Source organism: Streptococcus sanguinis (genome assembly GCF_019929145.1).
Classification (GTDB): Bacteria; Bacillota; Bacilli; order Lactobacillales; family Streptococcaceae; genus Streptococcus; species Streptococcus sanguinis_U.
In genome coordinates, this window is record NZ_JAHZOW010000002.1 from 177,199 (window position 1) to 194,075 (window position 16,877).

16 protein-coding genes, 1 pseudogene and 1 riboswitch are annotated in these 16,877 nt (G+C 46.0%); of the genes and pseudogenes, 11 read left to right on the plus strand and 6 right to left on the minus strand.

Going from position 1 to position 16,877, the window contains the following annotated elements; all coding sequences use genetic code 11:
* Positions 1–65 precede the first annotated feature (65 nt).
* A complete protein-coding gene (locus K1I94_RS06620) occupies positions 66–704 on the plus strand; it encodes a TetR/AcrR family transcriptional regulator (protein WP_128834650.1) in 639 nt (212 codons plus the stop codon).
* A gap of 52 nt (positions 705–756) precedes the next feature.
* On the opposite strand, the gene recD2 is transcribed toward K1I94_RS06620, so the two are convergent.
* Genes recD2 through rnhC form a run of 3 tightly spaced genes read right to left on the minus strand, consistent with a single transcriptional unit; the run spans position 757 to position 4,706 of the window.
* Positions 757–3,123 (minus strand): SF1B family DNA helicase RecD2, encoded by a 2,367-nt coding sequence (recD2, locus tag K1I94_RS06625; protein WP_223314821.1) that lies wholly within the window; start codon positions 3,121–3,123, stop codon positions 757–759.
* A 59-nt stretch (positions 3,124–3,182) separates the two neighbouring features.
* Positions 3,183–3,812, minus strand: coding sequence for a signal peptidase I (lepB, locus tag K1I94_RS06630; protein WP_223314822.1), 630 nt, complete (start codon positions 3,810–3,812; stop codon positions 3,183–3,185).
* Positions 3,813–3,815: 3 nt separating this feature from the next.
* Positions 3,816–4,706 carry a ribonuclease HIII gene (gene rnhC, locus K1I94_RS06635; RefSeq protein ID WP_223314823.1) on the minus strand — a complete coding sequence of 297 codons (891 nt, stop codon included), beginning with the start codon at positions 4,704–4,706 and terminating at the stop codon, positions 3,816–3,818.
* A gap of 188 nt (positions 4,707–4,894) precedes the next feature.
* On the opposite strand from rnhC, the gene K1I94_RS06640 reads away from it, so the two are divergent.
* The 6 genes from K1I94_RS06640 (at position 4,895) to K1I94_RS06665 (ending at position 11,713) form a co-directional block, all read left to right on the plus strand.
* Positions 4,895–5,185 (plus strand): hypothetical protein, encoded by a 291-nt coding sequence (locus K1I94_RS06640; RefSeq protein ID WP_002896593.1) that lies wholly within the window; start codon positions 4,895–4,897, stop codon positions 5,183–5,185.
* Positions 5,186–5,195: 10 nt separating this feature from the next.
* The gene (locus tag K1I94_RS06645) at positions 5,196–5,747 is read left to right on the plus strand and encodes a CvpA family protein (RefSeq protein ID WP_002898374.1); all 552 of its coding nucleotides are present in this window, start codon (positions 5,196–5,198) and stop codon (positions 5,745–5,747) included.
* A 54-nt stretch (positions 5,748–5,801) separates the two neighbouring features.
* Positions 5,802–8,135, plus strand: a complete 2,334-nt coding sequence (locus tag K1I94_RS06650; RefSeq protein ID WP_223314824.1) for an endonuclease MutS2 — start codon at positions 5,802–5,804, stop codon at positions 8,133–8,135.
* A gap of 78 nt (positions 8,136–8,213) precedes the next feature.
* Entirely contained in the window at positions 8,214–9,632 is a 1,419-nt protein-coding gene (locus tag K1I94_RS06655) for a C69 family dipeptidase (RefSeq protein WP_223314825.1), read from the plus strand.
* An 84-nt stretch (positions 9,633–9,716) separates the two neighbouring features.
* Positions 9,717–10,031, plus strand: a complete 315-nt coding sequence (trxA, locus tag K1I94_RS06660; protein WP_002898369.1) for a thioredoxin — start codon at positions 9,717–9,719, stop codon at positions 10,029–10,031.
* A gap of 166 nt (positions 10,032–10,197) precedes the next feature.
* A riboswitch (glycine riboswitch) is annotated at positions 10,198–10,290 on the plus strand.
* Between the two features lie 85 nt (positions 10,291–10,375).
* A complete protein-coding gene (locus K1I94_RS06665; protein WP_223314826.1) occupies positions 10,376–11,713 on the plus strand; it encodes an alanine/glycine:cation symporter family protein in 1,338 nt (445 codons plus the stop codon).
* A 64-nt stretch (positions 11,714–11,777) separates the two neighbouring features.
* On the opposite strand, the gene sstT is transcribed toward K1I94_RS06665, so the two are convergent.
* Positions 11,778–12,995: a serine/threonine transporter SstT gene (sstT, locus tag K1I94_RS06670; protein ID WP_223314827.1), complete on the minus strand. Its 1,218-nt coding sequence runs from the start codon at positions 12,993–12,995 to the stop codon at positions 11,778–11,780.
* A gap of 143 nt (positions 12,996–13,138) precedes the next feature.
* Between sstT and K1I94_RS06675 the strand changes: the two genes are divergently transcribed.
* The 4 genes from K1I94_RS06675 to K1I94_RS06690 all read left to right on the plus strand — a co-directional run bounded on the left by K1I94_RS06675 (position 13,139) and on the right by K1I94_RS06690 (position 16,160).
* Positions 13,139–14,002 carry a mechanosensitive ion channel family protein gene (locus K1I94_RS06675; protein WP_223314828.1) on the plus strand — a complete coding sequence of 288 codons (864 nt, stop codon included), beginning with the start codon at positions 13,139–13,141 and terminating at the stop codon, positions 14,000–14,002.
* 21 nt (positions 14,003–14,023) lie between these two features.
* Positions 14,024–14,653, plus strand: coding sequence for a DUF4352 domain-containing protein (locus tag K1I94_RS06680; protein ID WP_223314829.1), 630 nt, complete (start codon positions 14,024–14,026; stop codon positions 14,651–14,653).
* A gap of 173 nt (positions 14,654–14,826) precedes the next feature.
* A complete protein-coding gene (locus K1I94_RS06685) occupies positions 14,827–15,729 on the plus strand; it encodes a DUF2268 domain-containing protein (protein WP_223314830.1) in 903 nt (300 codons plus the stop codon).
* A 62-nt stretch (positions 15,730–15,791) separates the two neighbouring features.
* Positions 15,792–16,160: an EXLDI protein gene (locus K1I94_RS06690; protein ID WP_223314831.1), complete on the plus strand. Its 369-nt coding sequence runs from the start codon at positions 15,792–15,794 to the stop codon at positions 16,158–16,160.
* Between the two features lie 50 nt (positions 16,161–16,210).
* Here the strand turns inward: K1I94_RS06690 and K1I94_RS06695 are convergent.
* Positions 16,211–16,360, minus strand: a pseudogene (locus tag K1I94_RS06695) (NADP oxidoreductase); the annotation flags it as partial.
* Positions 16,361–16,375: 15 nt separating this feature from the next.
* Positions 16,376–16,861: a GNAT family N-acetyltransferase gene (locus tag K1I94_RS06700; RefSeq protein ID WP_223314949.1), complete on the minus strand. Its 486-nt coding sequence runs from the start codon at positions 16,859–16,861 to the stop codon at positions 16,376–16,378.
* Positions 16,862–16,877: the final 16 nt, after the last annotated feature.

The following is a 16,877-nucleotide window of genomic DNA, read 5'->3' on the forward strand; positions in this document are numbered from 1 at the left end:
ATGATTTTGTATTTCCCCGGCTTTTTTGGTAGAATAAAGCTATATTAGAAACAAAGGGGAACAGAATGGCGCAGCGAAAAGACAAATCCCAGGCCATGAGAGAAAAAATTTTAAATACAGCAACCCAGCTCTTTATCCAAAAGGGGTCCGAAAAGACCAGTATGCAGGATATTGCTCAGACGGCGGGCATCTCCAAGGGGGCTATCTATCATCATTTCAAGTCAAAAGATGAGATTGTCCTGGCGGTGATGAGGAGCCGGCAGGAGCTGATGGAAGAAGAGATGAAGCAGTGGCTCAAGGCTACGGAAAATCTGACCGGCAGGGAGCAGCTGCAAACCATCCTCAAGTCCAATCTGGAAAGTCAGACAGCCCGGGCCATAGACGGCATTGTGGATGAGTACGAGCAGGATGCAGGTTTTATTTTGACCATGATGCGGGACAATCTGCGGATAGGCGCCCCTCTGGTCAGCGATATTATCAAAAAAGGCATGGCAGATGGGTCTATCCAGACTCAGTATCCGGACCAGGCTGCGGAAGTCTTTCTGCTGTTGGTGAACTTCTGGATGAATGAGACCGTTTTGGAAAGCGATCCTGAAAAAATGCCAGAACGCTTCCATTTTCTGCAGTTTATGATGACCTCGGTCGGCATGGATATCTTTAATGATGAGCTCATGCAGCTCTTTAGCCGGAAAAATAAGGCATAAAAAAAGGCGATAGGACAGAACTAAAAAATTGGTTCTGTCTAGGCCTTTTTATTTATGTGCTGAATATACTGTGGATATCTTCCTCGGTCAGGCCGATTAGGGGGTCGATTTTCAGGAAGTTTTCTTCTGTCAAGACATATTTTTCCACAGCTTTTTCCAACCTATCCACAGGAGTGTGGATAAGTTCCTGTGGGGCTTCTAGGTCAGCAAAACGCTCGACCAGATAGGTTTTGCGGGCGGTGCCGGTGTTTTTGACGGCATAGTTAAAGGCAGCTTTTTCCCCAAGCAGGATCAGCTTGCTCTTGGCCCGGGTAATGGCTGTGTAGACCAGATTGCGCTGGAGCATGCGGTGGCTGCTGCGGGTGATAGGCAGGATGACCACGGGAAATTCACTGCCCTGAGACTTGTGGATACTCATGGCGTAGGCTAGGCGAATCTTGTACCACTCGCTGCGCTGATAAACAAGTTCATTGCCATCAAAGTCAATGGTCAGCTCGTCTTGCTTGGAGTCGGTGTACTTAGCAGGCAGCAGGTCGCTGATGTAGCCTAAGTCACCGTTAAAGACATTGCTTTCGGCATCATTGACCAAGTGGATAACCCTATCTCCTTGGCGATACTGACAGTCGGGAGCTTCAAAGGTCAATTCATCTTTCTCTACAGGATTGATGAGATTTTGCATAAGATTGTTAATCTGGTCAATGCCGGCTGGCCCCCGATACATAGGTGCCAATACCTGAACATCTTGAGCTGGGATACCGCTGCGAATGGCTGCGCTAGCGATTTTCTCAATCATAGGCGGGATATGCTCATTTCTAGCTTCAAAATAAGATCGGTCCGCTTTTTTCTCTGTAAAGTCTGCTGGTAAAATGCCCTTCTGAATCTGGCTGGCCAGTGTGACAATTGTAGACTCCTCGCTCTGCCGATAGATGGTTTCCAACTTGGTCTGTGGAATAGTTGGTATCTGCAGCAAGTCCGCCAGCACCTGACCAGGACTGACAGAGGGCAGCTGGTCGGCATCTCCGACAATCAAGAGTTTGGTCTGAGAGGAGATATTGCTGAGGAGTTGATTAGCTAACCAAGTATCCACCATGGAAAATTCATCCACAATGATAAAATCAGCATCCAGATAATCATCCAAATGACTGGTATCATCATCTCCGGTCATCCCCAAGTGGCGGTGAATAGTAGCGCTAGGAAGACCGGTCAATTCGTTCATGCGCCGAGCAGCACGTCCAGTGGGAGCTGCTAGCAGAATCGGCAGATCATTGACCTTTCGCAGATCCAAACCGCGAAGCTGGGCGTAGACTGCAATGATACAGTTGATAACCGTAGTTTTTCCAGTACCCGGTCCGCCGGTTAGGATAAAGACCTTCTGATTGATAGCCTGACGGATGGCTTCTTTTTGGATACTGTCATAGGTGATGCCGGAGTTCTCCTCCACTTGCTGGATAGCGGCAGTAATTTCATCTGCGTCAAAGCAGTCTTGTTCTCCTTTTTCCAGCAGACGTACTAGATTGCTTTTTATTCCTTCTTCAGCAAAAAATAGGCTGTTTTCAAAAATCTTGGTCTCTACATTTTGGACCTTATCTTCCTCAATCAGATGGGCCAGCTCATCAGCGACTAGACTAGGGTCCAGCTCCACTTGGCGTGAGCTTTCTAAGAGCTCGATGGTATGCTCTAGTAAATCACGAGCTTCGACATAGGTATCTCCCCGCTCCATGGACTGGGTCAGCAGGGTGTGGACAAGGCCAGCCCGAAAACGCTCAGGGGCATCACTTTGGATACCCAGTTCTTCTGCCAGATGGTCAGCGATTTTAAAGCCGATCCCCTGAATATCCTCTACCAGCTGATAGGGATATTTTTCGACAATATCCAGCGTTTCTTCCTTGTAGGTATCCTGGATTTGAAAAGCTAGCTTATTGGGAATGCCGTAGGCTGCCAGCTTGGCTAGTACCATCTCAGTTCCGTAGTTGAGTCTTAGCTTGGCGACAAAGGCCTCGCGGTTCTTAGCTGCTAAGCCGTTTATCTGGGCTAGCTTTTCCGGCTCTGCTAAAATCTTGTCAATGGTGTCTTCGGTATCTTCTCCGTAGAGTTGGACGATTTTTTGAGCAGTCTTGACTCCGATTCCCTTGAAATGATCGCTGGAGAAGTATTTTACTAGGCCTTTGCTGCTGGGTTTGGCTCGCTCATAGCGGGAAATTTTCAGCTGCTGGCCATATTTGGTGTGCTGAACAAGACTGCCCCAGAAAGTGTAATCTTCGCCTTCCATGACATCTGCCATAGAGCCGGTGACAATGATTTCAAAATCTTCAAAATCCTCGGCATCCGTATCCTCAATATCTAAGAGCAGGATACGGAAAAAGTTGCTGGGATTTTCAAAAATAATCCGTTCAATGGTTCCTGAAAAGTAAAATTCCATAGTTTATAGGTTCTTCTTTTAAAACGAACCCAGCTGACGTTCAGCTGAGTTCGGTAGGCTTAATAGGTCTTAAAAGGCAGCAGTGGCCAGAAGCGGAACTTGGCTTCGCCCTGGATTTGTTCTTTTTGGAAGGTACCGACTTGGCGGCTATCCTTGGAAACAATCCGGTCGTCACCCAGAAGCAGGTATTCATCATCCAGAAGCTTGATAGTGAAGACAGGGCTGCCTTCACTATCAACAGTGAAAGCTTGAGCCTGAGCAGCGAGTTTTCTGAAAAACACACCATTGTCATCATAATCATCCCCAGTATAAGTGGATTGGAGCTTGTCTTCTTTGAATTTTTTGATGTAGTCCGTCAGGTAAGGCTCGTCTGTTTTTTTGCCGTTGATGTAAAGAGTATCATTTTCATACTGAATAGTATCACCCGGCATACCGATGACCCGCTTGACAATCTCCTTGGTCGTTCCGTTATCATCTGTCTCAGTGGCGACGACGATATCAAATCGGTCAATAGACTGATGTTTGAGGACAAGCAGGTATTCCCCATTAGCCAGCGTAGGGTCCATAGAGTGGCCATCTACCTTTACAGGGGACCAGAGAAAGAGCCGTGATAGGATGATGATAGAGATGAAGAAGAGAAAGAGGCCCCATTCTTTGAGAAATGAGAGGACAGGATTTGATTTTTTCATAGGTTACCTTTCTAAAAGTTTTTGTGCTTTTTCAGTATTTTTAAAGTGGAGTTTAGCAGAATGCTGCAGACCGGCCATTCCGTGGGCTTGAAGAATCTGGCTGGCAACATGATCGCTCTTGCTTCCGGCTCCGCTAGGCAGGGTATAGCCTAACTCTTGGCTGAGGTTTTCTAGGTTTTCTAGAAAGAGGTCGCGAGCGATAATAGAGCTGACCGCAACAGCTAGGAACTTTCCTTCAGCCTTTTCAATCAGACTTACCGGATTTGGAAAATGATTCTTTTCCTGCTTTAGGTATTTATTGTAGTTTTGCTGGCTGGTAAAGGCATCGATGACGATTTTTTCGGGATTGATGCCTTTCTGCAGCAGTAGGTAGATAGCTTGATTATGTAAGGCTACCTTGACAGAGACGGCGTTGTAGCCAGAAGCGATGACTTCGTTGTACTTCTCTGGCGATAAGAGCAGAGCTTGGTGGACAATCTTTTCTTTTAAGATCGGCGCCAGTTGGCGAATTTTGCTATCGTTCAAGGTTTTAGAATCACCAACACCCAGTTTTCTTAGAAAGTCGTGCTGGCCTGGAGTGACGAAAGAAGCTACGACGGCTAGTCCTCCAAAGTAGGAGCCGTTGCCGACCTCATCTGTCCCAATGAGGGCAAAATTCTGAGAAGCAGGACTAGAACTGGATTTGTCTGCTTGAGGGCCAAAAAAGCCAGCGTAGTGAGCAGCTTTTGCCCCTTGAAAGAGAACTTTTCCGGAGCTAAAGACACTGACCGTCGCCTGATCCAGCCGGAAGAAATGTTGAATATGTGGGTTCTTGCTGGGAGCCAGCTGGCTCTGATATTTCTCAACAAAAGCCTGAATTTCTTGCTGTTTGGGACTGAGGGTGATACTTTCCATACCCCCTATTGTACCATAAAAAGGAAAAGTCGAAAGTCATAAGATTAAAAATCTTACAAAAATTTTGTAGGAAAGCACCACTGCTTGCAATGTCAAAAAAGATGAAAAAGAGAGTCCTTGTCTAGTTCCAAGTGTTTTTATAACTGACAAAGGGCTTCTTTTTTGATATAATACAATGAGGTGATTTTATGGCAAATTTGAATCGATATAAATTTACATTTGGAAACAAGACCTTAACTCTAACAACAGAACACGATAATCTCTTTATGGAAGAAGTAGAACGGGTAGCAAAGGAAAAATACAAGGCTATCAAAGAGCAAATGCCTGCAGCAGATGATGAAGTTCTGGCGATTTTGCTGGCTGTCAATAGCCTATCTACTCAGCTCAGCCGCGAGATTGAGTTTGATGACAAAGAAAAAGAACTAGAAGATTTTCGTCACAAAATGCTCAGTGATTTGAGAGAAAAGTCGGGTAAATAGAGGAGAAATAATGTTTTCTATTATTATTTTACTAATATTGGCCTGGAGCTTTTATATCGGCTATTCGCGTGGTATTGTTTTGCAGGGCTATTATGCTGCTGCGACCATGGTTTCCATGCTGGTGGCTGGAGCTTTTTATAAGAGTTTGGCTAAGTTCATCAGCCTTTGGGTGCCTTATGCCAGCGCGACTCAGGGCTCTTCTACCTATTTTTTCCCTAGCTCCCAGCTCTTTCAGTTGGACCAGGTTTTTTATGCTGGTTTGGCCTATCTTATTATTTTTACGGCTGTCTACATCCTTGGTCGCTTTTTGGGGATTTTTGCGAATCTGATTCCCTACCCCAATAAGCTGGATACCAAATGGTACAATGTGACCAGCGGAGCCATTTCTGTTTGCATCTCTATTTTTGTTTTGGGAATGTGCCTGACTATTTTAGCGACGGTGCCGATGGAGATGGTTCAGGAGCGGCTCAACAGCAGCTTCATGATTCGCTTTATTGTCAAGTATACCCCTATCACATCCAATATCCTCAAAGATCTCTGGGTGAATCAAGTTATCGGATAAAAGACGACTCAGTTGGCCTGCTAGCTGGGTTCTTTTTTACTAGAAAAGAAAGTTATGAACACAAAAATTTTAGAAACCTTAGAATTTAGCAAGATTAAAGAACTTTTTGCTCCCTATCTTTTGACAGAGCAGGGGCAGCTGGAGCTGGGCCTGCTTTTGCCGACCAGCAAGATGGAGACGGTGGCCTCGGCTTTTCTGGAAATGACAGATATGCAGCAGATTTTTGTGCAGCATCCGCACTTTAGTCTGGCTGCGACCCAGGATATTACTGCCTTGACCAAGCGCTTAGAGCTGGAGAGTGACTTGAATATTGAGGAGTTTTTGGCTCTCAAGCGCGTCTTGGCTGTGACTCAGGAGCTCAAGTCCTTTTATGAGGACTTGGAAAATGTGCACTTGGAAAAGCTGGACCGTCTGTTTGAGAATCTGGCTGTGTTCCCTAAGCTACAAGGAAGCCTGCAAGCTGTGAATGATGGCGGTTTTATCGAAAGCTTTGCCAGCGAAAATTTGAGCCGTATCCGCCGAAAGATTCAAGAAAATGAAAACCAGGTGCGGGAAATTCTGCAGGAGATTCTCAAAAACAAGGGAGAGATGCTGGCTGATCAGGTAGTGGCTAGCCGGAATGGTCGCAATGTGCTGCCTGTGAAAAATACCTATCGCAACCGCATTTCTGGTGTGGTTCACGATATTTCAGCCAGCGGCAATACCGTCTATATCGAGCCTAGAGCAGTTGTCAACCTCAACGAAGAAATTGCCAGCAGTCGGGCGGACGAGCGTTATGAAATTCAGCGGATTTTGCAAGAATTATCAGACCTCTTCCGTCCCCATGCAGCTGAAATTGCCAACAATGCTTGGATTATCGGACATCTGGATCTGGTGCGTGCCAAGGTCCGCTTCATGCAGGAGACGGGAGCGGTGGTGCCAGACCTGTCAGAAGAGCAGGATATCCAACTGCTTAGTGTCCGCCATCCCCTGATTGAAAATGCAGTGGCTAATGACTTGTATTTCGGGCCTGATTTGACAGAGATTGTCATTACTGGGCCTAATACCGGTGGTAAGACCATCATGCTGAAGACCTTAGGCTTGGCTCAGATCATGGCCCAGTCAGGATTGCCGATTCTGGCGGACAAGGGGAGCCGTGTCGGGATTTTTAGTCAGATTTTTGCAGACATTGGTGATGAGCAGTCCATTGAGCAGAGTCTGTCGACTTTCTCCAGTCACATGACCAATATCGTCTCTATTTTAGAGCAGGTTGATAGCGAGAGTTTGGTTCTGCTGGATGAGCTGGGAGCTGGGACTGACCCGCAAGAGGGTGCAGCTCTGGCTATTGCTATCTTGGAAGATTTGCGGCTAAGGCAGATTAAAACCATGGCAACGACCCATTATCCTGAGCTCAAAGCCTATGGGATTGAGACGGACTGGGTGGAAAATGCTAGCATGGAATTTGATACAGATAGTTTACGGCCGACCTATCGCTTTATGCAGGGAGTGCCTGGCCGCTCCAATGCCTTTGAAATTGCTCGACGTTTGGGCTTGTCGGAAGTTATCGTTGGTCATGCCCAAGAGCAGACCGACACAGACAGTGATGTCAATCGGATTATTGAGCGCCTAGAGGAGCAAACTCTAGAAAGTCGCAAGCGCTTGGATAATATCCGCGAGGTGGAGCAAGAAAATCTCAAATTTAACCGAGCCCTCAAAAAACTTTACAATGAGTTTAACCGAGAAAAGGAAACCGAGCTCAATAAGGCACGGTTGGAAGCTCAGGAAATCGTTGATTTGGCTTTGTCAGAGAGTGAGAGCATTCTCAAAAATCTTCATGACAAGTCCAGTCTCAAACCGCATGAGATTATTGAAGCCAAGTCTCAGCTTAAAAAGTTGGCACCAGAAACGGTTGATTTATCAAAGAATAAGGTGCTCAAGCAGGCCAAGAAAAATCGGGCGCCCAAGGTGGGAGATGATATTCTGGTGACAAGCTATGGTCAACGGGGAACCTTGGTCAAGCAGCTCAAGGACGGCCGTTGGGAAGCTCAGGTCGGTCTTATCAAGATGACTCTAGAAGAGCAGGAGTTTAACTTACTCAAGGCTGAAAAGGAGCAGCAGCCTAAGCGCAAGCAGGTCAATGTGGTCAAACGGTCCAATACTGCTGGACCGAAAGCTAGACTGGATCTGCGAGGTAAACGCTACGAAGAGGCCATGGAAGATCTGGATGCCTTTATCGATCAGGCTCTCCTCAATAATATGGCTCAGGTGGATATTATTCACGGTATCGGGACCGGCGTCATCCGTGAAGGAGTGACAAAATACCTCCGCCGCAACAAGCACGTCAAGTCCTTCGGCTATGCTCCACAAAATGCCGGCGGCAGCGGTGCAACGATTGTGATCTTTAAGTAAGAAGTATAAAGAAAAATGGCTGGTTAAGCCATTTTTTGTGCTATAATGTAGGCGTATAATAGATTGGAGAGATAAGCCATGAAATTTAATTATTTATCAGATTCCTGCACGACTATTTTGGTGGGCAAGAAGGCCAGTTACGACGGTTCAACCATTGTGGCTCGTACAGAGGATTCACAAAACGGGGTCTTTACGCCCAAGAAATTTGTTGTAGTGGAACCACAAGACCAGCCCCGTCATTATCAGTCTGTTTTGACGTCTTTTGAGATGGATCTGCCAGATAATCCAGTCCGCTATACGGCAGTGCCAGATGCAGTTCCCAAGGATGGGATTTGGGGAGCTGCTGGGATTAACAGTTATAATGTTGCTGTCAGCGCAACGGAAACGATTACGACCAATAGCCGCGTGCTGGGGGCTGATCCTTTGGTAGAGTCAGGTATCAGCGAGGAAGATATCCTTACGTTGGTTCTTCCCTATATCAAAACAGCTCGCGAAGGGGTTCTTCGTCTAGGGAAAATCCTAGAGAAGTACGGCACTTATGAGTCCAATGGAATTGCAATCTCAGATGTCAATGAAATCTGGTGGCTGGAAACCATTGGTGGTCACCATTGGATGGCGCGGCGCGTGCCAGATGATGCCTATGTGACCAATCCCAATCAGCTAGGCAGTGATTATTTTGAATTTGACAATCCAGAGCACTTCCTCTGTCATCCAAATCTTAAAAACTTTATTAAGGAAAACCATCTCAATCTGAATTTATCAGATGAAGGCTTCAATCCGCGCTATGCTTTTGGTAGCCAGAAGGATAAGGACCGCCATTACAATACGCCGCGAGCTTGGGATATCCAGCGTTTTCTCAATCCAGAAGCGGAGCAAGATCCAAGGAGTTTCTTCATCCCATGGTGCCGCAAGCCATACCGCAAGATTACAATCGAAGATGTCAAGTATGTCCTGAGCAGCCACTATCAGGATTCGCCTTATGATCCTTACGGAGCAGAGGGAGACCACCACAGCAGACGGGCCTTTCGGACTATTGGGATCAATCGGACCAGTCAGACAGCCATCTTGCAGCTGCGCCCTAATCAACCGCAGGAAACGACTGGTATCCAATGGCTATCCTACGGCTCCATGCCTTACAATACAGCTGTTCCTTTCTTTACTCAAGTCTCAACAACGCCAGACTACTTTGCCAACACGACAGACAAGGTTTCGACGGATTCCTTCTACTGGGCTAATCGACTCATTGCTGGGTTGGCTGATGCTCATTTTAGCAGTCATGTCAGAGATTTGGATGATTATCAGGAAAAGACCATGGCCTGGGGTCATGAAATGATTGGTCGGGTAGACCGAGCTCTGGCCAAGGGGGAGGCTGTTGACTTTGAAGCTGAAAATCAAGCCATAAGCGACAAGGTGCAAGAAGCGACAGACCAGCTCTTGGAGAAAGTTCTCTTGGATGCCAGCAATCTCATGACCAACCATTTCTCACTGAGCGACTAAGGTCTACCCGTAGCAAATATTTTTCTTTCTCTAGCTTTTGGTGTAAAATGTTATCAAAAGTAAGCTATTTAAAGGAGAAGATTTATGGTAGCAGCAGTTACAGATGCAACATTCGCGGAAGAAACAAAAGACGGATTGGTTCTGATTGACTTTTGGGCAACTTGGTGCGGTCCATGCCGTATGCAGGCGCCTATCTTGGAGCAGTTGGCAGGGGAAGTTCATGAGGACGAACTGAAAATCCTTAAAATGGATGTGGATGAAAATCCAAATACTGCCCGTGAATTTGGCATTATGTCCATTCCGACCCTTCTGTTCAAGAAAGATGGTCAAGTAGTTAAGCAAGTCGCAGGTGTTCATACCAAAGACCAGCTCAAGGCTATTATCGCCGAATTAAGCTAAGCAAGAAGCCTCTGGGCTTCTTTTTTTGTATCAAAAAACGTTTACATGCTTAAAAATTTTTATAAAATATTGACAAAAAGCGAATGTTCTTTTAGAATAATAGAAAATTAATAATCAACACCGAACGAAGTTTTTCAGAAAGAGGCGGGGCCTCTGACTGTGAAATGGACGGAACTCTGGAGAGACCATGAATGGCACCGAAGGGGCAAGGCGGTTTAGAACCGCTCAAACTCTCAGGTAAAAGGACAGAGCGAAGAGGCAGGGATTTCCCTACTCCAGCACATCCAGAGTACATGTTTTGCATGTGCTCTTTCTTTTTCTCGGTGTGAAAAGGAGCTTATATCATGTTGGAAATATTGAATCGTCTGGATTCTTTTGTTTGGGGTCCGCCCCTGCTCATTTTGCTGGTTGGTACTGGTATCTATCTCAGTCTGCGTCTAGGCTTGCTGCAGATTTTTCTTCTTCCGCGTGCCTTTCGGCTAATCTTTGTATCAGACGAGGAGCATCAGGGCGATGTCTCCAGCTTTGCGGCTCTCTGTACAGCTCTGGCCGCGACTGTGGGAACGGGAAATATTATCGGAGTGGCAACTGCCATTAAAACCGGTGGGCCGGGGGCCCTCTTCTGGATGTGGGTAGCTGCTTTCTTTGGAATGGCGACGAAGTATGCCGAGGGCCTCTTAGCTATCAAGTACCGCCGCAAGGATGCTCATGGTGCTATGGCGGGCGGACCCATGCACTATATCTTACTAGGGATGGGCGAGAAGTGGCGCCCGTTGGCTATCTTTTTTGCAATAGCTGGTATCTTGGTGGCTCTCTTGGGGATTGGGACCTTTACGCAGGTCAATTCCATCACAGAGGCCATGCAGAATATCATTCAGCTGCCTCCAGCTGTGACAGCTTCTATCTTGGCTATTTTGGTGGCTCTGGTTATTTTCAGCGGCATCCAGTCTATTGCTCGAGTATCGACCAAGGTTGTGCCCTTTATGGCGGCTATTTATATCTTGGGGACTGTGACTGTCTTAGCGGTCAATCTAGATCGTCTGCTGCCCACTCTCCAGCTAGTCTTTAGCTCAGCTTTTAGTCAGACAGCTGCTGTCGGTGGCTTTGCCGGTGCCACCATCCAGATGGCAATTCAAAACGGGGTCGCGCGTGGAGTTTTTTCCAATGAATCTGGCTTGGGATCAGCGCCCATTGCAGCGGCGGCAGCTCGGACCAAGGAACCGGTAGAACAGGGCTTGATTTCCATGACCGGAACCTTTATCGACACCCTGATTATCTGTAGCCTGACAGGATTGACGATTTTAATCACAGGAGTCTGGGATGGCAATCTCAATGGTGTGTCTCTTACCCAAGCAGCCTTTGCGAGTGTTTTTGCTAATTTTGGTCCGGTTCTGCTTTCAGTCTTTCTAGTTCTGTTTGCCTTTACGACTATCTTGGGCTGGAACTACTATGGTGAGCGCTGTTTTGAATTTCTCTTTGGGGTGCGCTATATCCGCGTTTATCGCTTGCTATTTGTCCTTATGATTGTTCTCGGTGGCTTTGTGGGTCTAGAGGCGGTCTGGATTCTTGCAGATATTGTTAATGCCCTCATGGCCTTGCCGAACTTAATCGCTCTCCTAGCACTTTCTCCTATTGTCATCAGTGAAACGAAGAAATATTTTGACAAGCGTCGAAAGAACTAACTTTCGCACATAAAAAACCTCTAGCTTTCCGTAATGGTGGAAGTCTAGAGGTTTTTTGTCGAAATTAATAACGTTTTTCTTTTGGCCAGTTGCTCATCTCGGCCACAGCTGTAAAGAGAACGTCAGTAGAAGAGTTGAGGGCTGTCTCGCAGGAGTCCTGAATGACACCGATAACGAAGCCGACGCTGACTACCTGCATGGCCAAATCATTGGAAATCCCAAAGAGGCTGCAGGCGACCGGAATGAGCAGGAGAGACCCGCCAGCTACGCCGGAAGCCCCGCAAGCAGAAATTGCCGCTACGACACTGAGAACTAGAGCTGTGCCAAAGTCAACCCGGATACCCAGCGTATTGACAGCAGCCAAGGTCAGGGTGTTGATAGTGATGGCAGCTCCTGCCATATTGATAGTAGCCCCCAGAGGAATAGAGACCGAGTAGGTCTCTGGATTGAGTCCTAGATCCCGACAGAGTTTCATATTGACGGGGATGTTAGCCGCTGAGCTGCGCGTGAAAAAGGCAGTCACACCACTGACTCGTAAACAGCGCCAGACCAAGGGATAGGGATTTTTCCGCAGCATGATAAAGCTAATCAAAGGATTAATAACCAGAGCGACAATCAGCATGCTGGCTATCAAGACCAGCAGCAGGATACCATAGCTTTTTAGAGCCTGGAAGCCTTTGCCGGAAATGGTCGTGTAGACCAGGCCTAAAATGCCAAGAGGGGCTAGATTGATAATCCACTCGACAATCTTAGAAGTGATATCTGCCAAGGTCTGCAGCAGTTCCTTGCTGTGGTGGCTAGCTTCTCGCATGGCAATTCCAAAGATGACAGCCCAGGACAGGATACCAATATAGTTAGCAGTGATGAGGGCGTTGACGGGATTGTCCACCAGCTGAAGCAGAAGATTGCTGAGGACTTGTCCGATTCCATCTGGAGGGGAAACCTTTTGGGAGGACGAAGCCAACTCTATACTAATGGGAAAGAAAAAGTTGACCAGAACCGCTACCAAGGCCGCCGCAAAGGTTCCCAGAAGATAGAGCAAGATGACTGTCTTCATATTGCTCTTTTGCCCTTTCTGCTGTTGAGACAGGGCGTTTGCCACCAGAGCGAAGACTAGGAGCGGAGCGATGGCCTTGAGGCCGCCAACGAAGATTTGGCCCAGAAGTCCAATGGCCTGTGCTTGGGGGAAGATGACAGCCAGCAGGACACCAATGCCAATACCAATGGAAATCCGCTTGATTAGATTGGTTTTATTCCAAATAGTGATGAAGCGATGGACCATGTAAGTTCCTTTCTTGTCTTAGATACTTATTTTATTATACGATAGGAAGGGGGTGAAAGCAATGCTAGGTGATGCTAACCATTCTATGTCCATGCAGATTGGTCTTTGTGGTATAATGGTAGTAATCTTTTTGGAGGTAGCCTATGTCTAAGACCGGAAATGTCTTTTCCCGTTATATCCAGCAGTTTGACTGGAGCAAGATTGCAGATGACCTTTTTTCCAAGCTGGTCTCTTTACTTCTGCTTTTTATCTTATTTTACATCGTTAAGAAAATCCTGCATTTGTCAGTGACCAAGATCATTGCTCCCTCTCTCAAGCTATCCAAGCAGGATGTAGCCAGACAGAAAACCATTACTCGGCTGATTGAGAATCTGCTTAATTATGTCTTGTATTTCCTCTTGATTTACTGGGTTTTATCCATCTTGGGACTGCCGGTTTCCAGTCTTTTGGCTGGTGCGGGAATTGTTGGTGTAGCTATTGGGATGGGAGCTCAGGGCTTCTTATCGGATCTAGTCAATGGTTTCTTTATTCTTCTCGAGCGCCAGTTAGATGTTGGTGACAATGTTCGCCTGACTAACGGCTCTATCAACATCGCTGGAACAGTAATCAGTGTCGGGATTCGGACGACGCAGGTACGGGACGCAGACGGAACGCTTCATTTTGTTCCCAACCGCAATATCATGGTTGTCAGTAATCTGTCTCGTGGAGATATGCGGGTTCTGATTGACATTCCGCTTTATGCCCAGACGGATTTGGACGAGATTTACCGTATCATTTCCAAGGTCAATGAAGAAGCTGTGCCAGAACATCCCGAGATTCTCAAGGAACCGGATGTCTTGGGGCCGCAGATGGCTTCAAATGGCCAGTTCAACTTCCGGATCAGCATGATCGTACAAGGTGGCATGCAGGTTTCCATTTACCATATCTTCTACCGCCTTTACCATGAAGCGCTTTTGCGAGAGGGGATTGAGCTTCCGACGCTTGGACCTCTTTCAAAAGGCAAGTAACTATTGATTAGAAAGGTCCATATGAATCAGCGAATTCAGCAGGAAATTGTCAGTGAGGACAATCGTGTTTACCGTTTAAAACGTCCTCTCCACAAGCAGGGGCTCTTTTGGGCGGCTCTGGTGTCTGGTATTATCATCTTTCTTCTGGCCTTGCTCAGCATTCTCCTCGTCATCACTACGATTGGCCTTATGGAGGAAAATGACCATCTCAAGTCTCTCACAGGCTACCATAACTCGCCTTTAGAGACCTATTCCAGCCATGCTTTTGAGAAAACAGTTGAATTTTCCAGTGGACTCAAGGTGACAGTTCATTCGGCAGTGGAAGACAGCAAGAGAGTCATGAGCGATGAGTCAACAGGGGTAGCTGTCGTTGCGACTATCACGGTTGAAAATACTTCTAAAAAGCCCATTCTGGTCAGTCCTTATGACTTTGGACTCTATGACAAGAAAGAAAATGTCTATATTTTGGATGGCTCAACCTTTGACAATACACAAATCGGCACCAATCTGGCGCCAGGGAAGTCTATCCGCTTTGACTTAGTATTTGACGGGGAAGGCGGCGATGAGGATACCTATACTGTGACCTACGAAAATGCTAAGTGGCAAAAGGAGAAAAACAAGACAAAGCAAGAGAAAAAGAAGGAGCAATAGGGAAAATTAACCTATTACTCTAATGTCTTTGCTACTTTCCGCACTAGATTTGAAAATGGAGATAACAAACTGTATAGATAAAAGAGGATTTGAGACAAAAGTTTCAAATCTTTTTCTTGACTCTGACCTTAGAGGAGGGTGTATACTGGTGGAAATTAGAAAAGGAGATTACCATGAAAATCAATATGATTCGTTCGGATAAAGTTTATCAAGAGATGCTCGAATTGCCCTTGGAAAAGAGAGAGGGCTGTTTTCGGGCGAAAATACTCGCTCCATTTGCTCTTAAATACCAAACTCAGCACATTCCTCTGAAAGCGAAGTATCCCGGAGGATTTGATGCCTTGTTCCTACTTGGTTTTATGAATCAGCTACCCGGCACTCTGTCAGAAAAGGATAGGCCGGCTATTGATGCTCTGAGCTCTGATCAACTCTGGCAAAATTGTCAAGATACCATCAAGAGGAGTATCGGTCTTTTTGAGCAAGCTGGCTATGATTTAGAGGTTGAGGATTACTATTTTACTATTTTATTGGGCAATCCAGAAAAACCTATGCTACAGCTCAATAAAGGTTACAGCGGAGATGGAGGAATTCCAGGCTACCTCATGCTTAGTCTGCTGCCAAATGACTATACTTTACCACGTGTGCAGGCTGCGTTGGCTCACGAGTGCAACCATAATGTCCGCTTCCAATTTATCAAATGGAACCAGCAGACGACACTAGCAGACTGGGTAGTTAGTGAAGGATTGGCAGAGTCCTTTGCTGCTGAGCTCTATGGCAAGGAGCTCATTGGACCTTGGGTCACTTCAACCAGTCCAGAGCAGTTAGAAGAGATTAAGCCCATCATCTCAAGTCAGCTTCAGCTAACGGGGATGGCGGAAATGGCTCCATATCTCTACGGTGATGAAATTGCAGAGATACAGGGTCAGATACCAGTTGGAATGCCTTATGCTGCGGGCTATGCTTATGGCTATCATTTGATACAAGCTTATCTGAAAAAGACTGGCAAGAGCATTATTGAAGCGACAGTAACACCGACGGCAGAGATTTTAGAAGCTACTAAAGACTTTTGGAAATGACACTTTTGCTTGAAAATCTGTCAAAACTTGATATAATGTAGGTGATTTCTGGAGGTGATAGTATGCATTATAAAAGAATTGAGTTAAAAGTCACAAATCAAGGTATCCACGAGCGTAAGATTTTTCAAGGTGTTAAAATTTTCAGCCGCAGCAAGCTCTCCAAAGATCAGAAAAGCATTTTGACACAGAAGATTTACCTGACACCGAAGCAAAACATTGTTTACTATCAACGGACAGATGTCAACTATGACCAGAACTGGCATCATAAGAAGGATTATTACGAACTAACTTATGGCCAGTTGGACAGAGAAACTGTCTTTAAGGTTTGTCAAGATTTTGACGAACTAAGTCCTTTCCTGGAGAATAAGCTGTTAGAGAAGCTAAAAGAAAAGCAGGTAGCAGGCAAATTTTTTGAAAAATTAGATATATAAAAATCCGACTGCTTATAAAAGCAGTCGGATTTATTCTAGTTTGATAGTGCTTAAACAAATCCTTGAGCAATCATAGCTTTGGCTACGTTTTTGAAGGCAGCGATATTAGCACCAGCCAGATAGTCTTTGCTAAGTCCGTAAGTTTCAACGGTAGTTTTATCTGTGTTGGGGATGCTGGTCATGATGTTCTTGAGACAGCCAGAGTATACTGACATCTATTCATCTGATAAGAGGGATTTTATCATCCAGATATTCATAGCCGGGTGGCCAGCAGCGTTAGAAAGTGGTTGTTGCAGTGATGTAAAACCATAGTGCTGATAGATGGCCACAGCCGTAACCAGTTCAGTAGAGGTTTCTAGATAAAGCTGTTCATAACCAGCTAGACGGGCTTCCTGGAATATCCGCTTTATCAAACTACTGGAATAACCTTTGCCACGGCTATTTTTAGTGACATACAGTTTTTGTAATTCAGCAATCTTATCGGACACAGGTGCAAAGCCACCACAGCCAACCAGCTGATCTTCATCTTCCAGAACAAAGTAAGCTGCCCTCTCTTGCTGTTGATAGTAGTCGGCCAAATGATCTAGATGAGAATCAAAGTAGACAGTTCCTGGTTTGTCAAGCCCGAATTCTTCTAGGCTAGTTCGAATGAGTTGCGCTACAGCTGGATTGTCTCTCACTTCCATCGGCCGTAAGTTCATCATTTGTCCTCCGATA